Raw genomic sequence first — 21,618 nt, forward strand, 5'->3', positions numbered from 1 at the left:
GCGGGCGGACCGTCAGCGACCGAGGGACTGGTAGATCTCGCGGGTCGCGCTGGAACGGTTCAGCGTGATGAAGTGCAGCCCCGGCGCGCCGCCGGCGAGCAGCCGTTCGGAGAGCTCGGTGGCGACCTCGATGCCTATCGCCCGGACCGCGGCGGGATCGTCCGCGACCTCGTGCAGCCGGGCCGCGAGATCGGCCGGGAAATCCGCGCCGGAAAGCTGCGCCATGCGCTCGATCTGGGCGACGTTGGTAACCGGCATCACACCCGGAATGATCGGTGCGTCACAGCCGAGCCGCCGTACGCGTTCGACCAGCCGGAAATAGTCGTCGGCGCCGAAGAAGAACTGGGTGATGGCGAAGTCGGCGCCCGCGTCCAGCTTTCGCACCAGGAACCGCGCGTCGGTCTCCAGGTCCGGCGACCGCGGGTGTTTGTCCGGGAAGGCGGCGACGCCGACACAGAAATCCCCCAGGGAGCGGACCAGGCTCACCAGCTCGTCGGCGTACTCCAGGCCTTCGGGATGGCGCACCCATTCCGCCTGCGGGTCACCGGGCGGATCACCCCGCAGGGCCAGCACGTTGCGCACTCCCGCGCCGGCGTAGCCGCCGATGACCCGCCGCAGCTCGCCCACCGAGTGGTTCACCGCGGTCAGGTGCCCGATGGGTGTCAGCGTGGTCTCGGTGGCGATGCGCTCGGTGACCCGGATGGTTCCGTCCCGAGTGGAACCGCCGGCTCCGTAGGTCACCGACACGAAGGTCGGGTGCAGGGCCTCGATCTCACGCAGCGCGGTCCACAGCTGCCGCTCGCCCTCGGCCGTCCTCGGTGGGAAGAACTCGAAGGAGAAGGAGGTACGTCCGGAGGCCAGGCACTCGGCCACCGTTGGGGTCGACATCCGCGTCGTGCTCCCGACCGCCGTCATGAGAGGGACCCTGTCATGCAGAAGAGAGTAATCCGGTGGGGTCCCGCCCCCGGACACGGCCATGCCGGGCCCACGACGGCCGGCGGGGCGCCGGATCGGCGCTAGATCCGGACCGGGCCGCGCGGTGAGGCGGACCTGATCCTGATCCTGCCGGTGACGCTGCGGGCCAGCACCCGGCGCGCGGCTCCCGGCACGCTCGCCAGGTCGACGACGGCGGACTGCGGGTTTCCGGCCTCCGCCTCGACCGCGTACTCCCCCTCGGGCAGCACGAGGGTCACCATGCCGTCCTCGCTGACCGCGGACAGGTCCTCCGGCGGGCCGTCGAAGTGCAGGTTGACGTCACCGGTGCGGCTGCGGGCGCTGACCCGCCCGCCGGAGAGCTCCCGCCCGGTGATGCCGCCGCCCTCGGTGACCAGCACCAGGTCACCGGCGGAGCCCCAGAGGGTGATCTCCCCCAGCCGGACCTCGGCCCGGGCCTTCGTCCCGCGCGGCAGCTTCAGCCGGGCCAGCGCCTCGCTCGTCCGGCCGTCGATCCGCAGCACACCGCCCGAGCGGGTCATGGTCGGCCGTGCCCGCCCGGGCCGGCGGCGCGCGAGGATCTCGACGGCGACGTCCGACCGGTCGTACTCGCCGATCTCGACCCGGCCGGCGGCGAGCCGGACCTCCACGGACGTCACCTCGTCGACCGTGCGCTCGAGCCGTTCCGGGGGCATCCGGAGCAGGACGAGAGCGCTGCCGGTCACCACCAGCAGCGCGACGCCGAGCGCGACGACGACGAGATCGGACACGACACCTCCGCACGACCGCGGTACGACCGTTGTACGGCCGCCACCCGGCCTCGGTACGCGGCGACCCCACCGGGTCGCCGATCAGGACGGTCGAACGCTACCCGCTGCCACCGACACCGGGCCGCGGACCGAGGCCCCCGCCCCGGTGAGATGTTCGGCGCACGGCCGCCCGGGCCCGGGCCGACGGATGCTCCGGGAGGCGGTCCAGCGCGCGCGGCGCGCGGCGGCCACCGGCCCGGCACCCGGCTGCCCCACCGAGGTGGCCCCACCGACGAGGCCGCGGCGGCGGGCGGACCGCGGACCCGGCCGGGCCTGGTGAGACGGTGACCACCCGCCCGATGGACGGCCGGGCGGGTGCAGAAAGGATCTCCGATGCGAACAGTGACCGGGCCGACGGACCACGTCGTCATCGTCGGAGCCGGGCTGGGCGGACTGTCGGCCGCGCTCCGGCTGACCGGCGCGGGCCGGCGGGTCACCGTCCTGGAACGTGACGACGCCCCCGGCGGCCGGGCGGGGTCGCTGCGGCTGGGCGGCTACCGGTTCGACACCGGGCCGACCGTCCTCACCATGCCCGACCTGGTCGCGGACGCGCTCGACTGCGTGGGCGAGGATCTCGACCGGTGGCTGCCGCTGCGCCGCCTCGACCCGATGTACCGGGCCCGCTTCGCGGACGGGTCCGAGCTGGACGTCCGGGCCGACCCGGAGCACACCGAGCAGGGGGTGCGGGAGCTGTGCGGGCCGGCCGAGGCCGCCGGGTTCCGGGAGTTCACCCGGTTCGCGACCCGCATGTTCCAGGCGCAGATGCGTGACTTCATCGACGCCCAGGTCGACTCGCCGCTGGCCCTGCTGCGGCCCTCACTGGCCCGGATCACGGCGCTCGGCGGGTTCCGCCGCCTGGACACCGTGGTCGGACGGTACCTTCGCGACCCGCGGACCCGGCGACTGTTCTCCTTCCAGGCGATGTACGCCGGGCTCGACCCGCACGAGGCGCTCGCGCTGTACGCGGTGATCGCCTACATGGACTCGGTGGCCGGCGTCTTCCACGCCGACGGCGGCCCGCACGCGGTCGCCGCGGCCATGGCCGGGGCGGCGGCCCGGCACGGGGCCACCTTCCGCTACGGCACCGAGGTGAACCGGGTGGAGGTCCGCGGCGGGCGGGCGGTCGCCGTGCACACGACCGCCGGCGAGCGGGTGGCGGCGGACGTCGTGATCCTCAACCCGGACCTCCCGGTGGCCTACCGCGACCTGCTGCCCGCCTCCGCCGCCCCGCCGCGGCTGAACCGGCTGCGGTACTCGCCGTCCTGCTTCCTGCTGCTCGCCGGCGCCCGGGGCGCCCACCCGTCCGGGACGCACCACACGATCCACTTCGGCGGCGCGTGGCGGCGCACCTTCGACGAGATCATCCGGCGCGGGGAGCTGATGAGCGACCCGTCGTTCCTGGTCAGCACGCCGTCGGTCACCGAGCCCGCGGCCGCGCCGGACGGCGGGCACAGCTACTACGTCCTGTTCCCCACCCCGAACCTGACCGCGCCACTGGACTGGTCGGTCCTCGGCCCGCGCTACCGCGACGAGGTCGTCGCCACCCTGGAACGCGCCGGCTACCCCGGGTTCGGGACGTCGATCGACGTCGAGCGGGTGACCACGCCCGCGGACTGGCGGGCGCGGGGGATGGCCGCCGGCGCCCCGTTCGCGGCGGCGCACACCTTCCGTCAGACCGGCCCGTTCCGGCCGTCCAACCTGGCGCCGGGACTGGCCAACGTGGTGTTCACCGGCAGCGGGACCCGGCCGGGGGTGGGAGTTCCGATGGTGCTGATATCGGGCCGGCTGGCCGCCGAGCGGGTTCTCGGCCGTGATCGCGGCTACCGCACGCGAGCACTGAGGGCTATTCCCTGACGCCCCTTTGTGTCAGCGGGGTTTCGCGCCCCGGCGTTTCGGCACTGCATTAGGTGAGAACTTCCTGAAGGGTGTCTTAGAAGAGGCTTCCGACCACACTGTCCCGAGTCCGTTGGCACTCGATTCCGCACAGCGTCTGGGAGGATGGCGCCATGAACGAGTGGACGACCGATCCCGGCGTGGCGGCACCCGGTGTCGAGGTCCGGGTGCCCGCCGGCTCGGGTGCGGCGGCCAGCCGTCCGGCCGAGCCCCCCGTGGTCGAGGCGGCCACCGACGCGGCCCTGCTCGAACGGGCGTTGTTCGAGGTCAAGAAGGTCATCGTCGGCCAGGATCACATGGTCGAGCGCATGCTCGTCGCGCTGCTGGCCCGGGGGCACTGCCTGTTGGAGGGCGTGCCCGGCGTCGCCAAGACGCTGGCCGTGCAGACCCTGGCGACGGTCGTCGGCGGCTCGTTCGTGCGGATCCAGTTCACCAGCGACCTCGTCCCCTCGGACATCATCGGAACGAGGATCTTCCGCAGCAGCCGGGAGACATTCGACATCGAGCTCGGCCCGGTCTTCGCGAACTTCGTTCTCGCGGACGAGATCAACCGCGCGCCCGCGAAGGTTCAGTCGGCGCTGCTCGAGGTGATGTCGGAACGGCAGGTATCCCTCGGCGGGGTCACCCATAAGCTGCCTCGGCCCTTCCTGGTGCTGGCGACGCAGAACCCGATCGAGTCGGAGGGCGTCTACCCGCTGCCCGAGGCGCAGCGCGACCGGTTCCTGATGAAGGTCAACGTCCCGTACCCGACCGCGGCCGAGGAGCTCGAGATCGTCCGGCGGATGGGTGTGCGGCCGCCCACGGCCGAGCGCGTCCTCGAGCCGGAGTCCCTCATCAGGCTGCAGAACCGCGCGGACGACGTGTTCGTCCACCACGCGATCACCGAGTACGCCGTCCGCCTGGTGCTGGCGACCCGCTCCCCCGCCGACGTCGACCTGCCCGAGCTGGTCGGGCACCTCGCGTACGGCGCGTCCCCCCGGGCCTCGCTCGGCCTCATCGCCGCGGCCCGGGCACTCGCCCTGCTCCGCGGCCGGGACTACGTCGTCCCCGACGACGTGTCCGCGGTCGCGCTCGACGTCCTGCCACACCGGCTGGTGCTCTCCTACGAGGCACTGGCCGAGGGGCTCACCGCCGAGGAGATCGCCGGGCGCGTCCTCGACGCGCTACCGCCCCCCCAGGTCGCGCCCCGTCAGCAGGCCGGCGCCGACCGCGCCGGGCGCGGCGGGCACATCCCCCCACCGGTGACGCATTCCGGGCGCTGGCGCACCGACCCACGCACCGGCTTCCCCGAGTACTTCGACGGCGGATCGCCCCGGTGACGGCTCCCCGCGCGGATCCGGCCGCGTCACGGCCCACGGCGGCCGGCCGGCCCGGGGCCGCGGCCCAGGCCATTGTGACGTCGCCGTCGGTCGAGCGGACGCTGCGCCGCCTCGAGCTCACCGTGACCCGCAGGCTCGACGGCATGCTGCTCGGTGATCACCTCGGCCTCCTGCCCGGCCAGGGCACCGAGAAGGCCGAGAGCCGGGAGTACAACGTCGGCGACGACGTCCGGCGGATGGACTGGGCGGTCACCGCGCGGACGACCGTCCCACACGTGCACGACCTGATCGCCGACCGCGAGCTGGAGACGTGGGCGCTGGTCGACCTGACGGCCAGCCAGGAGTTCGGCACCGCCTCGGTCCGCAAGCGCGACCTGGCGATCGCCGCGGTGGCCGCGGTCGGCTTCCTCACCGCCCGGACCGGCAACCGGATGGGAGCCGTGGCCCTCACCCCGGCCGGGCCGCAGGTCATCCCCGCCCGACCCGGCCGCCAGGGCCTGCGAACGCTGCTGCGGACCCTGCTGACAGTCCCCGAAGGGGCACACGACCGGCCGCTGCGCCGGCCCGACCCGACGGCCGCGACCGATCTCGCCGCCGCGATCGCCGCCCTGGACCGCCCGCGCCGACGCCGTGGCCTCGCGGTGGTCGTCAGCGACTTCCTCTCCACCGACCTCGGCTGGGAACGGCCGATGCGCGTGCTCGCGGCGCGCCACCAGCTCCTCGCGGTCGAGGTCCTCGACCCCGCCGAGCTGACGCTGCCCGACGTGGGCCTGCTGCCGGTCGTGGACGCGGAGACCGGCGCGCTGGTGGAGGTGCCGACCTCCTCCCGGCGGGTGCGGGAACGCTACCGCCGGGCCGCGGCGGAACACCGCTCCGAGGTCGCCCTCGCGCTGCGCCGGGCGGGTGCCGCGCACCTGGTGCTGCGCACCGACTCCGACTGGCTGGTCGACATCGTCCGCTTCGTCTCGGCGAGCCGGATCAGCCGCGGCGCGGCCCGGCGCCCACCCGTGGACTCGACCCGGCCGCCGGGCCGCCCACGATCACTCCCGCCGGCCACCAGCCCGGCGAGAACCGGGATCTCGGCCGTGACCACCGGCCCGGCAAGGGCCGGCGCCGCGGCCGTGACCACCGGCCCGGCCCGGAGCGGCGCGGCGGTGGCCGCGCCCGCGTGGCGCCGGGGCAGGCGGGCGGCGGCACCGTGAGCTTCCTGGCCGGCCACTGGTTGTGGCTCTTCCTCGCCGTCGGCGCGCTGACGGCGGCCTACGTCGTGGTCTCGCTGCGCCGCCGGGTCTATGCCGCGCGGCTGTCGTCGACCGCGCTGCTCTCCAGCGTCCTGCCGCGCCGCCCGCAGTGGTGGCGCCGCCACGTACCGGCGGCGCTGCTGCTGCTCGCCCTGGCCGGCCTGGTCATCTCGATGGCCCGCCCGGCCCGGGCCGAACGGGTCCCGCGCGAACGAGCGACGATCATCCTGGCCATCGACGTGTCGAACTCGATGGCCGCCACCGACATCACGCCGACCCGGCTCGAGGCGGCCAAGCAGGGCGCCCAGGCCTTCGTCGACCAGCTCCCGCCGCGGATCAACCTCGGGCTGGTGTCGTTCGCGGGCTCGGCGGCCGTTCTCGTTCCCGCCTCGACCGACCGGGAGTCGGTCCGCTCCGGGATCCGCGGGCTGCAGCTCGGCCCGGCGACCGCCGTCGGTGAGGGCATCTACGCCTCCCTGCAGGCGATCTCCACCGCCGGGCAGCGGCTCTCCGGCGATGGACAGCCCCCACCGCCGGCCGCGATCGTCCTGCTCTCGGACGGTGAGACCACCCGGGGGCGACCGAACACGCAGGCCGCCACGGCCGCGCGTGACGCCGAGATCCCCGTCGACACCATCGCCTACGGCACCTCGGACGGCACCCTCGACGTCGGCGGCCAGCAGATCCCCGTGCCGGTCAACGAGGACGCCCTGCGTGAGCTGGCCGAGCAGACCGGCGGGTCGTACCACCGCGCGACCTCCGGTGACGAGCTGCAGTCCGTCTACCGGGGCCTGGGCAGCTCCATCGGCTACCGCACGGAGTACCGGGAGATCACAGGCTGGTTCGTCGGACTCTCCCTCGGCCTCGGGCTGGCCGCCGCCGCGCTCTCGCTCGCGCTGTCCTCCCGACTCCCCTGACCGCCGGCAACGCCGCTCCTCGTCTCCGGTGACGCCGATCCGCCGGTGACGCCGATCTGTCCTGCCCCTGGTCCGCCGGTGACCCTGGTCCGCCGGCTACGCTGACTGTCGTGAGCGGCCTGCGCAGCGAGCTGGACGCGGCCGGCATCACCGATCCGCGCCTGCGCAGCTCCTACCGCGACGCCCGCGAGCTGAACGCCGCCCACGGGCGCACCTACTACCTGGCGACCCTCCTGCTGCCACGGTGGAAGCGCCCGCACGTGCACGCCCTGTACGGCTTCGCGCGGTATGCCGACGAGATCGTGGACGACCTCGACTCGACGCTGACCGACGAGGCGAAGGCCCGGTGGCTGCGCCAGTGGGGCGACCGCTTCCGCACCGCGCTCGCCACCGACCCGGATGTGACCGAAGCCGGAAGTGCCGAGGCCGAAGCCGGCGAGGCCGGGGCCAGCGGGGTCGAGGCCGAAGCCGCCGGTGTCCAGGCCGGAGTGCTGCCGGCCTTCCTGCACACGATTCGGCGGTTCGACCTGCCGGTCGCGTACTTCGAGGCCTTCCTGGCCTCGATGGCGATGGACCTGACCGTCACCGGCTACGCCACCTGGGACGACCTCATGGTCTACGTCCACGGCTCGGCGGTGGTGATCGGCCTGCAGATGCTGCCCATCCTCGAACCCGTCGACGCCTCGGCGGAGCCGTACGCCCGCGACCTCGGCGCCGCCTTCCAGCTCGCGAACTTCATCCGCGACGTCGGGGAGGACCTGCGCCGCGGCCGCGTCTACCTTCCGCAGACCTCCCTCGACCTGTTCGGAGTCACCCGGGAGCGCCTCGCCACCGGAGTGGTCGACGGTCCCGTCCGCCGGCTGCTGGCCCACGAGATCGCCCGCGCGCGGGAGCTGTTCCGCTCGGCCCGGCCGGGCATCCGGCTGCTGCACCCGACGTCCCGCGACTGTGTCTGGACCGCGTTCCGCCTCTACGGCGACATCCTGGACGAGATCGAACGCGCCGACTACCAGATCCTCGACCGGCGGGTATCCGTGGGCCTCAGCCGCCGCGTCACCGTCGCGGCCCCCGCCCTGATCCGCGCCACCCGCTCCCGCCGCCACGCCTCGCCGAAGTAGACACCATCTGCCCGAACTGCCCACCCGCCTCGAACACCGGACCACTGAAGTGAGTTGTGGCAGCCGGGCCCCATGCGCCGGTGGGGCAACTCGCATTCGCCGACCGGGCCGTGGGGCTCGCCACCCGAGCGCCGAGTCGTCGATGTGAGTTGTGTGGGCCGGGCCATGTGCTGGCGGGGCAGCTCGGCATCCGCGCCCAGCGCAGGGCGCGGCTCAGAGGAGGGCGCGGCCGCCGAGGTAGGGGCGCAGTACCTCCGGGACCCTGAGCTGGTGGTCGGCGGTCTGGAAATTCTCCATGATCGCGGCCAGCAGGCGGGGGGTGGCCACCGCGGTGTTGTTGAGGGTGTGCGCGAAACGCACGTTGCCGTCCGCGTCGCGGTAGCGCAGGTTCGCCCGGCGGGCCTGCCAGTCGTGCAACGTCGAGCAGCTGTGGGTCTCCCGGAACCGATCGAGGGTGGGGAACCACGTGTTGATGTCGTTCATCCGGAACTTGCCCAGGCCCATGTCCCCGGTCGAGCACTCGACGACCTCGTAGTGCAGGCCCAGGTCGGCCAGGATGTGCTCGGCCGTCGCCAGCAGCTCGGCGTGCCAGCGGGCCGACTCGGCCGGGTCGTTCACGCACAGGACGAACTGTTCGACCTTCTCGAACTGGTGCACCCGCAGCAGGCCGCGGACGTCCCGGCTGGCGCTGCCGATCTCGCGCCGGAAGCACGGTGAGATGCCGGCGTAGCGGACCGGCAGGCGGCTGGCGTCGAGGATCTCCCCGGAGTGCAGGCCGACCAGGGCCACCTCCGCCGTCCCGGCGAGGAACGCGTCGTCGGCGGGGATCTCGTAGATCTCCTCGCGGGCCTTCGGGAGCATGCCCGTGCCGACGAGCGGGCCCTCCTTGACCAGCGCGGGGACCGACACCGGGGTGAAGTCCCGCTCGCGCAGCAGGTCGAGGGCGTAGGAGTGGACCGCCCGCTCGAGCATGACCATGTCGCCGACCAGGGCGTACGCCCGCTCGCCGGCGACCTTGCGGGCCCGGGCGAACTCGGCCCAGCCGCGCTTCTCGGCGAGCTCGGTGTGGTCGATCGGGGTGAAGTCGAACTCCGGCCGGGTGCCCACGGTGCGGATCACCACGTTCGCGGACTCGTCCGGGCCGACCGGGGCGCCCTCCCACGGGATGCCGGGGGTGAGCAGCATCAGCTCGGCCATCCGCGTGCTCGTCCGGGTGAGCTGCTCGCGCAGGTCACGGAGCTGCCGGTCGAACTCGGCGTGCTCGGCACGCAACTCGGCGCGGCGTGCCTCGTCAGCCTTGGCGAACTGCTTGGCGAAGGACTTGCGGCGGGCCTGGGCCTCGTCGACCTCGAACTGCAGTTTGCGGTTCTCCTGGTCGAGCTGGAGCAGTTCGTCGACGTCGAGGTCGACGCCCTTGAGGCGGACGGCCTCCTTCACTGCGTCGGGATCTTCCCGGATGAAGCGCTTGTCGAGCATGAATTCGTGTCAGCCTTCGTATCGGTCCCAGTGCGCAGACGCTATCAGCCGCGCCCCCAGAACCCCTTCCGTCCGGGGCCGCCGCCACCCGGCCCGGCACACCGGTTTCCACGGCATTCCCCCCGCGTACCCTGTGTGACGGCGGTGCGCCCGGTCACGCCCTCGGGTTCCGTGTCGCACCGACGCCCCGGACGGGCTGCGCGTTCTGGACGGACCAGGAGCGACTCACAGGTCGCACACAGATCCGGATGCGCACACTCGTGGCGGACCGGCGCCGGCACGCCGACGAGGATCGCCGACCGGGGCCGATCACCTGATGGACGGATCACGACGGATCACTTGGTGACGACCTGATGACCATCCGGTAGTCACGCCGACGAGGAGCGGGAGGCCGGCGAGGGTGTCGAGCACGAAGGAACGGCGGCAGCGCGAGCTGGCCGCCGCGCGGGCGGCGCGCCAGGCGCAGCGCCGCCGTCAGGCGTACCAGCGGCGGCAGCGCCGCCTGACGATCGTCGCGGCGGTGGCCGTGGTGGCCATCGTCGGCTCGGTGATCGCCGCGGTCCTGCTCAGCGGCGGGGACGACAACGAGCTCACCGTGGCCGATCCCGCCGCCAGCCCGTCGGCGTCGGCGGCGCCCGCGGTGCCGGCCGGGCAGACGAGCAAGGTCGGTGACTGCGTCTACACCTCGAGCGGCGAGTCCCCGTCCCGTCCGGTGGGGCTGCCGACCGCCGCCGCCACGGTGAGCAGGGCCCCCGCCACCATGGTCATCACCACTGACCAGGGCACGATGACGGCCGCGCTCGACGCGGACAAGGCGCCCTGCACGGTCAACGCGCTGCGCACGCTCGCCGAGGCGGGCTTCTACACCGACACAGCGTGCCACCGGCAGACCGGCGGCGCCGACGCGGGCATCAACGTGCTGCAGTGCGGGGACCCGACCGGCAGCGGATCGGGCGGCCCGGGCTTCGGCTACGCCAACGAGAACACCGAGGGCGTGAACTACAACCGGGGTGTCCTGGCCATGGCGCACAGCAGCCAGCCGGACAGCAACGGCAGCCAGTTCTTCATCAACTACGCCGACCCGAGCCAGCAGGGCGCCGCGGGGCTCGCCGGCGGTTACACCGTCTTCGGCCACATCACCGAGGGCCTCGACGTCCTGGACAAGCTGACGTCCCCGGGTGTCGAGGGCGGCGGGTCGGACGGCGCTCCGGCCAGCAAGCCGCAGATCAAGTCGATCGAGATCACCCAGGGCCCCTGACCTCGATCCGCCCTACCGGCCTCATCGCCCTGTCGGCCCCGGCCCGGACCTGACCGTCCGGGCCGGGGCCGACAGGGCGGGACCGACAGAGCGGGGCAGCGGGCGGGGCGACTCAGCCGGCCCAGCGGCGCATCGTGTCTATCCGGGCCTGGAGCTGGGCCGTGCTGGCCTGGGCGCTCGGCGGACCGCCGCAGGTGCGACGCAGCTCCGCGTGGATCATCCCGTGCGGCTTGCCGGTGCGGTGGTAGTGCGCGGCGACGAGTTTGTTCAGCTCGCGCCGCAGCTCACCGATCATCTCGTGGACGGGCCGGTCGGCCGGGTCTGCGGCGCCCGGCTCCCCCTGCCTGGCGGCCGGCACCACGGGTTCGCCGGCCGCGGGCCGCGCCTTCGCCGCGGCGGCCTGCTGCGCCGCCTGGCGCTGGCGCAACAGGGTCGCGACCTGGTCGGGCTCGAGCAGGCCGGGCAGGCCCAGGAAGTCCTCCTCCTCGAGGGAGCCGGAGTCTGCCGGCGTGCCGAACTCGCCGCCATCGAAGATCACCCGGTCGAGCTGGGCGGAGGAGCCGAGCGCGGTGAACAGGGTGTCGGGCTTGTCGGGAGCGTCGCGGCGGCGGTTGGCCTCGCGCAGCGCGTCGTCGTCGAACGCGTCCGGCTCGCGCTGTGGCTTGTCGAGCGCGTGGTCGCGCTGGACCTCCATCTCGCCGGCCAGCGCCAGCAGCGACGGGACGCTGGGCAGGAACACCGAGGCCGTCTCCGAGCGTCCGCGGCCGCGGACGAACCGGCCGACAGCCTGGGCGAAGTACAGCGGCGTCGAGGCCGAGGTGGCGTACACGCCGACCGCCAGGCGGGGGACGTCCACGCCCTCACTGACCATGCGGACGGCGACCATCCAGCGGTCCGCCGACTCGCGGAAGGAGGCGATCTTCGTGCTGGCGGTCGGGTCGTCGGAGAGGACGATCACGGGAGACACCCCGGTGATCCGCCGCAGCAGACCGGCGTAGGCGCGGGCGTTGGTGTGGTCGGTCGCGATGACCAGGCCGCCGGCGTCGGGCATCCCGCCCCGGCGCACCTGGGAGAGCCGGGTGTCGGCGGCGGCCAGGACCGCGGGCATCCAGTCCCCGCGGGGGTCGAGGGCGGTGCGCCACGCCGCCGCGGTCTGCTCGCTGTTCAGCGGCTCGCCGAGCCGGGCGCTGAGCTCCGCGCCAGCGCTGGTACGCCAGGACATCTCGCCCGAGTAGGCGAGGAAGAGCACTGGACGGACCACGCCGTCGCGCAGCGCCTCGGCGTAACCGTAGGAGGAGTCGGCGACGCTGCGCGTCACCCCCTCGGCGTCGGGCAGGTAGGTCACGAATGGGATCGGGTTGACGTCGGACCGGAACGGGGTTCCGGTGAGCGCCAGCCGGCGGGCGGCGGGCTGGAACGCCTCCCGGACCGCCTCGCCCCAGGACAGGGCGTCGCCCGCGTGGTGGATCTCGTCGAGGATCACCAGTGTCCGGCGCGCGGCGGTTCGCATCCGGTGCAGGGCGGGGTGCGCGGCGACCTGGGCGTAGGTGACCGCGACCCCGGTGTAGTCCGACGCGGTGGCGCCGGCCGAGTTGCGGAAGTTCGGGTCCAGGTCGATCCCGACCGCGGAGGCGGCGTTGGCCCACTGCCGCTTGAGGTGCTCGGTCGGGGCGACCACGGTCACCGCGCGCACCTCGCCCGCGGCCAGCAGGTCGGCCGCGATCTCCAGCGCGAACGTCGTCTTGCCGGCACCCGGGGTCGCGACGGCCAGGAAGTCACGGCCGCCGGACGCGCTGCGCGACCGGTAGGTCTCCAGGGCTGCGTGTTGCCATGCCCGCAGGGGCCGGGCCTCGCCGCGCGCACGGGGGCCGCGCCCGCTGGAGCCTGATGGCAGGGGTCCGACTCTCACGACATCAGACTCTATGGTGGTGCGCCGAGCCGGCGACGACACCGCGCACCGCGGCGCCACCCGGCCACTCCCTGTGGGCGGCTCAGTCTGTGAGCAGCTCAACCGGTGCCATGATTTGTCGCTTTCTTGTCACCGAAGGACCACACAGGGGGTATCACCGTCTTTGCTAACTCAGGGTTAAGCTCCTGAAGTCAACCGCTTGACTCGGAGGTCCCGATGCAGCGCTCGACAGTACCGTCGGCTGGTCGCGCCACGCCGAGGACTGCGCAGGCGAACGACCACAGGCCGGCATCGACCGGGATCACCCGCACTCCGAACGTGCGGTTGCGTACCAGCCGGGAGGAACGCGGCTGGTCGCAGGAACGACTGGCCAGTGAGATCCGGCGTTTCTCCGTCGTACACGAGGGCCGCGAGGCCGGTGTGACGGGAAATATGATCTGCAAATGGGAGAAGGGCGACAAAAAGCCCAGCCTTCGATACCAGCGGCTGCTGCGGGCGTTGTTCGAACGGTCATCCGCCGAGCTCGGATTCGTGGACGACGACCCCAACACGGGCCTTCCGGCGAACGCCCCCGGCACGGACAAGGCCTCCCGGGAGCTCATGCCGGCCGGTGCGTTGCTCCTGCAGGCGACCGAGGCCGACGGCAGCCTGCCCAACGGTCTCCCGGTGGAGCGGCGTGGGTTCCTGCGGCTGTTCGCGGCCGCCGGCGGTGTCGCCGTCGTCCCGCTGGGCATGGGCGGCGACGACGCGCCGTGGGAGCGGCTGTCCGCCGCGCTGCGCCGGCGCACCACGGTCACCCCGGAGCTGGCGGACGAGCTGAGCCGCTGCACCGCGGGCCTGTACGGCCTGGAGGAGCGGGTTCCGGCCCGAGCCCTGTTCCCCCGCGTCACCGGGCATCTGGGGACGCTCACGCAGCTTCTGGAGTCCAGCGGTCGCTCGCCCGTCCGCCGGGACCTCGCCTCCACCGCCGGGGAGACCGCCGCGCTGGCCGGCTGGCTCGCCTTCGACATGAACGACGTCCCCTCGGCCCTGGCCTACTACCGGGTCGCCATCGAGGCGGCGCGGGAGGCCGACGACAGCGCGCTGTGGGCCTGCGTGCTGGGCTACGAGAGCTACCACAGCGCGGGCATCGGCCGCCACGACCAGGCCTGCGCGCTGCTGGCCGAGGCGCAGCGCCGCGCCGCGACGGGCAGCACCGTCATGACCAGGGCCTGGCTGGCCGGGCGGGAGGCCGAGGAGCAGGCGGCCCGCGGCGAGGGGCGGGCCGCGCTGACCGCCCTCGACCGCGCCCAGGACGCGTTCGACCGCGCTGACGACGGTGACCGGGTCTGGACCCAGTTCTTCGACCGCGGCCGGCTGGACGGCATCAAGGTCACGACCTACACCCGGCTGCGGCGGCCGGCCGCGGCCCACGCGGCGGCCACCGAGGCGCTACGGGCCACCACCACCCCGTACAGCGGCACCAAGAAGCGGTCCCTGCTGCTCGGTGACATCGCCGAGGTCCACATCCAGCGCCGGGAGATCGAGGCCGCCACCCAGTACGCGACCGAGTCGCTCGCCATCGTCGCGGCGACCGACTTCTCCCTCGGGCTGACCAGGGTCCGCCGCGTCCGGGAGCAGCTACGGCCCTGGCAGCAGACGCAGGCCGTCCGCGACCTCGACGAGCAGCTCCGCGCGCTCACCTGAGCGCCGCACGACCAGCACCTGCTAGAGGCATCCCGGTCACCCGGGCACACCCCACCGGAGACATCCCACCCGGAGACATCCCACCGGCCGAGCGGGCGGCCCGGTCGCCGGGATGTCTCCGGGCGACCGGATGTCTCAGTTATGGACCGTCGGTTCGGTCTCCGCCGTGATCCAGTCGAGATAGTCCGTATGCCCATGGACGATGGGGGTCGCAATGATCTCCGGCGTCTCATAGGGATGCGCGGCGGAGAGCTCCGTGATCAGCTCGGTCACCCGGTCGGTGGTTGTTTTGGCGAGGCAGAGCCATTCCTCGGACTGTTCGATCTCGCCGTTCCAGCGATAAGTGCTCCGAATCGGCCCAAGCACCTGGAAACAGGCGGCCAGCCGCCGCTCGACGAGAGCCCTGCCGATACGATCCGCGGCGTCCGGTGAGTCGATGCTCGTGATGACCTGAAGGTATCCCACGCGTACTCCCACCCATCACCGATGGCTACACGGGATACTCTACATCGCATCTACCGCGCCACCGTCGATTTTCCACCGACGGCGGCGACGGGCACATTCGACTCGATCTCCGCCGCTGCCCGGAATGCGGGGAAACCTGACTTCCGGGGTCATAGCGACACGGAGAGCATAAATCTCCCGGGTGACCACGCGACGTCATACCGTCGTCTGACATGCCCGGTAACAGTCGTACACCCCGCCGACGCCGCGCACGGCCGCCAGCACCCGATCGAGCTGGTCCGGGCCCGTGACCTCGATGGTGAAGCGGGCACGCGCCACCCTGTCCTCGGATGTCGACGTGGACGCCGCCCGCACCGACGCGGAGGTGTCCGAGAGGACCTCGGTGATATCCGCCAGCAACCCGTACCGGTCGAACGCCTCGACGGCGATTTCGGCGGGGAAGGTCTGACTCTCCGGAGCAGTCCACCCCTTGACGGTCACCTGCTCGCGCGACGCCGCCGAAGCGGTGACGTTCGCGCATTCCTGGCGGTGAAGAGAGACCGAACTGCTGTGCGTGGTGAAGCCGACGACCGTGTCACCCGGGAGCGGAAGACAACATCGCGCGAGCCGCACCGGCACATCCGCGCCACCGATCTCGGCGAAGCCCGCCCAGTTCCGCGTTCCCCGGCGGCCGGAGCCGTCGCCCCCCGCCGCCGAGGCGGATTCCCGGCCCTGGGAACTCCCCGCACCGGGCCCGTCCGGACCACCCAGGCGATCACCACGCTGCGCCGCGGCGGAACGCCGGGTGCGCCGCGTGCCACGGGACGGCGTGCCGTTCTCCCCCCCGCTCCTGGAGCCACCGGAACCGGCTCCACCCACCGCACCCGGGGAGCCGGCGCTTCGGCCCTGGCCAGGCTCTCCCCGGCCGGCGGCGCCGTCCGAAACGACGCCGGCGTCCGACCCCACGGATTCATTCGGACCGGCCGCGTCGTTAAATCCAGCCGAACCATTCAATCCGGCGGCACCGTTGAAACCGGCGGCACCGTTGAAACCGTCGGCATCGCTGAAAGCAGCCGAACCCTTCGATCCGGCGGCGCCGTTGAAACCGGCGGGATCGCCCGAGACAATCGAACCGCCCAGGGCGGCCCCGGCGCCGGATCGACGGGAACCGGTGCGCGTTCTCGAAGCACCGGAATGGGCGCGCGGCGAGCCCGGGCCGCCGCCCGCGCCAACCCGCGGACCATTCAGGTCGGCGGCGTCGGCGGCGGCCGGGTCGGCCGCCCGGGCCGGCTGCGCGGACGGCCGCAGCCGGGTGACCCGCCCGCCGCCCCCCGCTCCCGCCCCCCGGGCGGTCCACGGCGCGCCCGCGGCGCGGGCGTCGGAGGCCGCACGCTCGGTCACCACCAGCGGCCGGTCCGCGGCCGCCTGGGCGGCGCGGGCCTGCGCGTCGCGCCGCTGCCGGGCCAACCTCTTGCGGATCCGGACCCGGGCGCGCGACGTCCGGACGAACTCGAGCCAGTCCTCGCTCGGGCCGGCCCCGGGCAGGTTCGAGGTGAGGATCTCGACGACGTCGCCGTTGCGCAGCCGGGTGTGCAGCGGCACGAGCCGGCCGTTCACCCGGGCGCCGATCGCCCGGTGGCCGACGTCGGTGTGGACCGCGTAGGCCACGTCGACCGGCGACGACCGCGCCGGCAGGGCGATCATCTTGCCCTTGGGGGTGAACGTGAGCACCTCGTCGGAGTTCAGGTCGGACGACAGCGACTCCAGGAACTCCCCCGGGTCGACGGTGTCGACCTGCCAGTCGAGCAGGCTGTGCAGCCAGGAGAGCCCTTCGAGGCGGGCGCCGTCCGCACCGGGGCCGACGGGCTTCGCGACGATCCCGGTCTCGGCCAGCCGGTGCATGGACGGGGTCCGGATCTGGATGTCGATCGTGCGCCCGGTCTCGTCCATCACGCTGGTGTGCAGGCTCTGGTACATGTTGAACTTGGGGGTCGCCACGAAGTCGCGCAGCCGCCCGGGCACCGGTCGCCAGATCCCGTGGATGACACCCAGCGCGGCGTAGCAGTCCGTGATGTCGTCGACGAGCACGAGCACGCGGACGATGTCGTTGTAGTCCCGCGGCGGGCGGCCGCGTTCCTGGCCGCGTTTGTGGATCGAGAAGATGTGGCTGGTCCGGATGGACACCGCGCCGTCGACCCGGGCCTCGGCCAGGCCGGCGCGCATCCGGGCGACCATCGCGGCGAGCACGCCGCTGGCCCGCTCGGCGGCGGTGAAGTCGTCCACGACGGTGGAGATCCGGCGGTGTTCCTCGGGGTCGAGCACCGCGAACGCGCGGTCCTCGAGCTCCCGTTTGATCACGCTCACGCCGAGGCGGTGTGCCAGCGGGGCGAGCACCTCGAGCGTGACCCGGGAGATCTTCTGCTGCTTGGCCGGGGACATGAAGCCGAGGGTCCGCATGTTGTGCAACCGGTCGGCGATCTTGATGACCAGGACGCGGTAGTCACGGGCGAGCGCGACGATCAGCTTGCGCAGCGTCTCGGCCTCGGCCGCCTCCCCGAACCGCATCTTGTCGAGCTTGGTGACGCCGTCTACGAGGTTGGCGACCTCCCCGCCGAACTCGGCGGCGACCGACTCGAGGGTGTAGCCGGTGTCCTCCACCGTGTCGTGCAGCAGCGCGGCGATCAGGGTGGTCGTGTCGACGCCGAGCTCGGCGAGTGCCTCGGCGACGGCCAGCGGATGGCTGATGTACGGGTCGCCGCTGCGCCGGGTCTGGCCGGCGTGCAGGCCGTCCGCCACCGAGTAGGCGCGGATCACCGCGCCGATGTCGGCCTTGGGATGGAAGTCCCGATGCGCCTCGACGAGATCACGCAGTTCGGGGGGCACCTGCGGGGCGCGCGGCGCGGCCATCCGGCGGGCCAGGTGCGCCAGGCGCATGCTGGCCTGACGGGCCGCGGCGATCGTCCGGGAGTCCGCGTCACCGTCCGCCCTCGACAGTGCGGGCAGTGCGGGCGAGAAGCCGCCGCCCGCCGGCAGACCCGCTCCCGCGGCCTCAGCATTCACGGCGTGCCCCCTCGCAGTCAGCTCTGTGCGTCCGAGGTGACTCGGAAACAGTCGTACACGCCGTCGGTGGATCTGACGGCGTCGAGGATGTGACCGAGATGCTTGGCGTCGCCCATCTCGAAGGTGAACCGGCTGACCGCCACCTGCTCGCGCGTCGTGGTGACCGACGCGGAGAGGATGTTGACGTGGTGGTCGGACAGAACCCTGGTCACGTCGGAGAGCAGCCGGGTCCGGTCCAACGCCTCCACCTGGATCACCACCAGGAAGACCGAGCCCGATGACGGCGCCCACTCCACCTCGACCGTCCGGTCGTGCGGGCCGCCCCGCAGACTGGCGAGGTTGGCGCAGTCGGCACGGTGCACCGACACGCCCTTGCCCCGGGTGACGAAGCCGGCGATGGCGTCGCCGGGCATCGGCGTGCAGCAGCGGGCCAGCTTGGCCCACACGTCCGGGGAACCGGTGACGAGCACGCCGGCGTCACCGGTGGCCCGGCGCAGGGCCCGGATCGGCAGCTCGATCTCGGCCGCGTCCTCCTCGGCGCCCTCGGGACCGCCGAGCCCCTGCAGCAGCCGGTTCACCACCGCCTGCGCGCTGATGTTGTTCTCGCCGACCGCCGCGTACAGCGCGGCGACGTCGGCGTAGCGCATGTCCTTCGCCAGGGTCAGCAGCGCGTCGCCGGTCATCAGGCGGGCCAGCGGGAGGCCGTGGCGGCGCATCGCCCGGCCGATCGCGTCCCGGCCGGCGACGATCGCGTCCTCGCGGCGCTCCCGGGCGTGCCACTGGCGGATCTTCGTCCGGGCGCGGGACGAACGGACGAAGGTCAGCCAGTCCTCGCTCGGGCCGGCCGAGTGGGCCCGGGAGGTGAAGACCTCGACCGTGTCGCCGTTCTCCAGCGAGGTGTCGAGCGCGGCCAGCCGGCTGTTGACCCGGGCGCCGACGCACTGGTGGCCGATGTCGGTGTGCACGGCATAGGCGAAGTCGATCGGCGTCGACCCGACCGGCAGCGGGATGACGTCGCCCTTCGGCGTGAAGACGAAGACCTCGTCGTCGGCCATGTCGAAGCGCAGGCTGTCGAGGAACTCCCCCGGGTCGGCCGTCTCACGCTGCCAGTCCAGGATCTGGCGCAGCCAGTTGCGCAGGTTCGGGTCGGCGCCCCCGGCGCCGCCGTTAGCGCCCGCCCGCCGCGACGCCGACGAGCCGGACGACCTGGAACCGGACGCTTTGGAACCGCCGGACCGGGAGCCCGCGCCGGAGCCGTCCTCCTTGTACTTCCAGTGCGCCGCGATGCCGTACTCGGCGCGGTTGTGCATCGAGTGGGTGCGGATCTGCAGCTCGACCGGCTTGCCCTCGGGGCCGATCACCGTCGTGTGCAGCGACTGGTACATGTTGTACTTGGGCATCGCGATGTAGTCCTTGAACCGGCCCGGGATCGGCTTCCAGTTCGCGTGGACGGTGCCCAGTGCCGCGTAGCAGTCCCGGACCGAGTCGACCAGGACCCGGATGCCGACGAGGTCGTAGATGTCCTCGAAGGACCGGCCGCGGACGACCATCTTCTGGTAGATCGAGTAGTAGTGCTTGGGGCGGCCGGTCACCACGGCCTTGATCCGCGCCTCGGCCAGCTGCGTCTGCACCTGGGTGGACGTCTCGGTGAGGTAGACGTCGCGGCTGGGCGCCCGGTCGGCCACCAGGCGGACGATCTCGTCGTAGCGCTTGGGGAACAGCGCCGCGAAGGCCAGGTCCTCCAGCTCCCACTTCAGGGAGTTCATCCCGAGGCGGTGGGCCAGCGGGGCGTAGATCTCCAGCGTCTCGCGCGCCTTGCGCTCCTGCTTGTGCTCGGGCAGGAAGCGCAGCGTCCGCATGTTGTGCAGCCGTTCGGCGAGCTTGACCACCAGGGCCCGCGGGTCGCGCGCCATGGCGACGACCATCCGGCGGATGGTCTCGGTCTGCGCGGCCTCGCCGACCTTGACCCGGTTGAGCTTGCTGACCGCGTCGACGATCAGCAGCACCTGCAGGCCGAACTCGGCCTCGATCGTCTCCGGCGGGAGGTCGGTCTCCTCCAGCGTGTCGTGCAGCAGCGCGGCGCACAGCGTCGGGATGTCCATCCCGAGGTCGGCCAGGATGCTGGCGACCGCGATCGGGTGGGTGATGTACGGGTGCCCGGAGAAACGGACCTGCCCGGCGTGGGCCGCGTCGGCCACCTCGAACGCGCGCTGCACCGGCCCGATGTCCACCCGCGGGTGGTTCGCGACCAGCCCCCGCAGCACGGGGTCCAGCGACGAGGGCGGCGTGGCGCGGTGCGCCCCCAGCCGGGAGAAGCGGCGGACCCGGCGTGGCAACGGCGGCGACTCGTGCCCCAGCCGGGGTACCACCGGCGAGCCGCTCTCGGCGTCCTCGCCGGCCGTGTCCGGGACGGGCGGGGACGGCGGCCCGCCCTCGGCGCCGTCCCGTCCGCCGTGCGCGGCGGACGGGACGGCGCGCGGGAGCTCCCCGCCCGCCGAGGACGTGCGGTCCATCGCCGCCGGCGTGCGGTCGGTCGCCGCCGGCGCGCGGTCGGTCGCGGACGGCGTGCGGTCGGTCGCGGGCAGGGCAGCCGGGACCGGCCGCGTCTCCCCGGCGGATGACGCGGCCGTCGGCACGGCTCCGGTGGTCACCGGCGGCGCCTCGGGCACAGGCCGCTCCTGCTCAGCACTTCAGCCGTGGCACGGATGTGCGAAGGGCTCCTGACATCGAGGTTAACGCTGCGGCGGCACCGAGCCTTCCGCAACCCCGCCCGGCCAGGGGCGCGCTGGCGGGCCGGGGGCAGGCCGTTCGCGTCAATGCCGAGTGCCGGTCACGAACCGTGACCGGACCCGGGCCACCCACCGGACACGGTCAGATCTTCATGATCGAGGTGATGTCGAGCGTGCCGGTCCGGTCGCGCCCGGAGAGGAAGGTCAGCTCCATCAGCACCGCCAGCCCCACCACGTCGGCGCCGCACCCGCGCAGCAGGGTGTGCGCGGCGGCCGCGGTGCCGCCGGTGGCGAGCACGTCGTCGACGATCAGGACCCGCTCGCCCGCCGGCACGGCGTCCTCGTGGATCTCCAGGACGGCCGTCCCGTACTCCAGCGCGTACGCCTCGCTGCGGGTCCGGCCGGGCAGCTTGCCCTGCTTGCGGATCGGGACGAGGCCGGCGCCGACCCGGTCGGCGACCGGCGCGGCCAGCAGGAAGCCCCGCGCCTCGATCCCGGCGATCGTGGTGGCGCCCAGCGCGCGGGCGAGGTCCGCCAGCGCGCCGACGACCACTCCGAAGGCGGCCGGGGTCGAGAGCAGCGGGGTGATGTCCTTGAAGACGACTCCCGGCTTGGGGAAGTCCATGACGTCGCGCACGTGCGCGCCCAGCACGGCCTCGGCCGCACTCAGGTCCGGCTGGCTGTCGACGCTTGTCATCGTGGTGACCTCTCCGATCTTCGTTGTCACCGCCCCGCGGGCGGCGGTTCGCGCCGATGTCGTGCCGGTCGTGGTTCTGGCTGTCTCTGTGTTACTCCGGCTGTCTCTGTTACTCCGTCGAGGCGGGTG

Annotated in this window: 15 protein-coding genes; 7 read left to right on the top strand and 8 right to left on the bottom strand. The window is 73.0% G+C overall.

Going from position 1 to position 21,618, the window contains the following annotated elements; all coding sequences use genetic code 11:
• Positions 1–12: 12 nt before the first annotated feature.
• Positions 13–915, bottom strand: a complete 903-nt coding sequence (gene metF, locus B056_RS0101235; RefSeq protein WP_035749742.1) for a methylenetetrahydrofolate reductase [NAD(P)H] — start codon at positions 913–915, stop codon at positions 13–15.
• 101 nt (positions 916–1,016) lie between these two features.
• Positions 1,017–1,703, bottom strand: a complete 687-nt coding sequence (locus tag B056_RS0101240) for a DUF4097 family beta strand repeat-containing protein (RefSeq protein WP_018500084.1) — start codon at positions 1,701–1,703, stop codon at positions 1,017–1,019.
• 372 nt (positions 1,704–2,075) lie between these two features.
• Here B056_RS0101240 and crtI point away from each other — a divergent pair, with 372 nt between their 5' ends.
• The 5 genes from crtI to B056_RS0101265 all read left to right on the top strand — a co-directional run bounded on the left by crtI (position 2,076) and on the right by B056_RS0101265 (position 8,230).
• A complete protein-coding gene (gene crtI, locus B056_RS0101245) occupies positions 2,076–3,596 on the top strand; it encodes a phytoene desaturase family protein (protein ID WP_026239197.1) in 1,521 nt (506 codons plus the stop codon).
• A 152-nt stretch (positions 3,597–3,748) separates the two neighbouring features.
• Positions 3,749–4,954 carry an AAA family ATPase gene (locus B056_RS0101250; RefSeq protein ID WP_018500087.1) on the top strand — a complete coding sequence of 402 codons (1,206 nt, stop codon included), beginning with the start codon at positions 3,749–3,751 and terminating at the stop codon, positions 4,952–4,954.
• On the top strand, positions 4,951–6,156 hold the full coding sequence (locus tag B056_RS0101255) for a DUF58 domain-containing protein (protein ID WP_018500088.1): 1,206 nt from the start codon (positions 4,951–4,953) through the stop codon (positions 6,154–6,156). The genes B056_RS0101250 and B056_RS0101255 overlap by 4 nt, the downstream gene beginning before the upstream one ends.
• Positions 6,153–7,112: a VWA domain-containing protein gene (locus B056_RS0101260; RefSeq protein ID WP_026239198.1), complete on the top strand. Its 960-nt coding sequence runs from the start codon at positions 6,153–6,155 to the stop codon at positions 7,110–7,112. Before B056_RS0101255 ends, B056_RS0101260 begins: the two co-directional genes overlap by 4 nt.
• Before the next feature lie 110 nt (positions 7,113–7,222).
• The gene (locus B056_RS0101265) at positions 7,223–8,230 is read left to right on the top strand and encodes a phytoene/squalene synthase family protein (RefSeq protein WP_018500090.1); all 1,008 of its coding nucleotides are present in this window, start codon (positions 7,223–7,225) and stop codon (positions 8,228–8,230) included.
• Positions 8,231–8,443: 213 nt separating this feature from the next.
• Here B056_RS0101265 and serS read toward each other — a convergent pair whose 3' ends face one another.
• Positions 8,444–9,706 carry a serine--tRNA ligase gene (gene serS / locus B056_RS0101270; RefSeq protein WP_018500091.1) on the bottom strand — a complete coding sequence of 421 codons (1,263 nt, stop codon included), beginning with the start codon at positions 9,704–9,706 and terminating at the stop codon, positions 8,444–8,446.
• Positions 9,707–10,106: 400 nt separating this feature from the next.
• Here serS and B056_RS0101275 point away from each other — a divergent pair, with 400 nt between their 5' ends.
• Positions 10,107–10,964: a peptidylprolyl isomerase gene (locus B056_RS0101275; RefSeq protein WP_018500092.1), complete on the top strand. Its 858-nt coding sequence runs from the start codon at positions 10,107–10,109 to the stop codon at positions 10,962–10,964.
• A gap of 112 nt (positions 10,965–11,076) precedes the next feature.
• On the opposite strand, the gene B056_RS0101280 is transcribed toward B056_RS0101275, so the two are convergent.
• A complete protein-coding gene (locus tag B056_RS0101280; RefSeq protein ID WP_018500093.1) occupies positions 11,077–12,873 on the bottom strand; it encodes a DEAD/DEAH box helicase in 1,797 nt (598 codons plus the stop codon).
• 216 nt (positions 12,874–13,089) lie between these two features.
• Between B056_RS0101280 and B056_RS0101285 the strand changes: the two genes are divergently transcribed.
• The gene (locus tag B056_RS0101285; protein WP_026239199.1) at positions 13,090–14,559 is read left to right on the top strand and encodes a helix-turn-helix domain-containing protein; all 1,470 of its coding nucleotides are present in this window, start codon (positions 13,090–13,092) and stop codon (positions 14,557–14,559) included.
• Positions 14,560–14,694: 135 nt separating this feature from the next.
• On the opposite strand, the gene cutA is transcribed toward B056_RS0101285, so the two are convergent.
• The 4 genes from cutA to B056_RS0101305 form a co-directional block, all read right to left on the bottom strand.
• Entirely contained in the window at positions 14,695–15,024 is a 330-nt protein-coding gene (cutA, locus tag B056_RS0101290) for a divalent-cation tolerance protein CutA (protein WP_018500095.1), read from the bottom strand.
• 195 nt (positions 15,025–15,219) lie between these two features.
• On the bottom strand, positions 15,220–18,063 hold the full coding sequence (locus B056_RS0101295; protein ID WP_018500096.1) for a RelA/SpoT family protein: 2,844 nt from the start codon (positions 18,061–18,063) through the stop codon (positions 15,220–15,222).
• 17 nt (positions 18,064–18,080) lie between these two features.
• Entirely contained in the window at positions 18,081–20,732 is a 2,652-nt protein-coding gene (locus tag B056_RS0101300; RefSeq protein ID WP_018500097.1) for a RelA/SpoT family protein, read from the bottom strand.
• Between the two features lie 202 nt (positions 20,733–20,934).
• Positions 20,935–21,489 (bottom strand): adenine phosphoribosyltransferase, encoded by a 555-nt coding sequence (locus tag B056_RS0101305; protein WP_018500098.1) that lies wholly within the window; start codon positions 21,487–21,489, stop codon positions 20,935–20,937.
• Positions 21,490–21,618: the final 129 nt, after the last annotated feature.

The sequence above is a fragment of the Parafrankia discariae genome (assembly GCF_000373365.1).
GTDB classification, from domain to species: domain Bacteria; phylum Actinomycetota; class Actinomycetes; order Frankiales; family Frankiaceae; genus Parafrankia; species Parafrankia discariae.

What these genes read in the sequence shown, in the direction of transcription:
- B056_RS0101285 (WP_026239199.1), top strand. Translation starts at nt 13,090, where the DNA reads ATGCAGCGCTCGACAGTACCGTCGGCTGGTCGCGCCACGCCGAGGACT.
- B056_RS0101250 (WP_018500087.1), top strand. Translation starts at nt 3,749, where the DNA reads ATGAACGAGTGGACGACCGATCCCGGCGTGGCGGCACCCGGTGTCGAG.
- B056_RS0101305 (WP_018500098.1), bottom strand. Translation starts at nt 21,489, where the DNA reads ATGACAAGCGTCGACAGCCAGCCGGACCTGAGTGCGGCCGAGGCCGTG.
- serS (WP_018500091.1), bottom strand. Translation starts at nt 9,706, where the DNA reads ATGCTCGACAAGCGCTTCATCCGGGAAGATCCCGACGCAGTGAAGGAG.
- crtI (WP_026239197.1), top strand. Translation starts at nt 2,076, where the DNA reads ATGCGAACAGTGACCGGGCCGACGGACCACGTCGTCATCGTCGGAGCC.
- metF (WP_035749742.1), bottom strand. Translation starts at nt 915, where the DNA reads ATGACGGCGGTCGGGAGCACGACGCGGATGTCGACCCCAACGGTGGCC.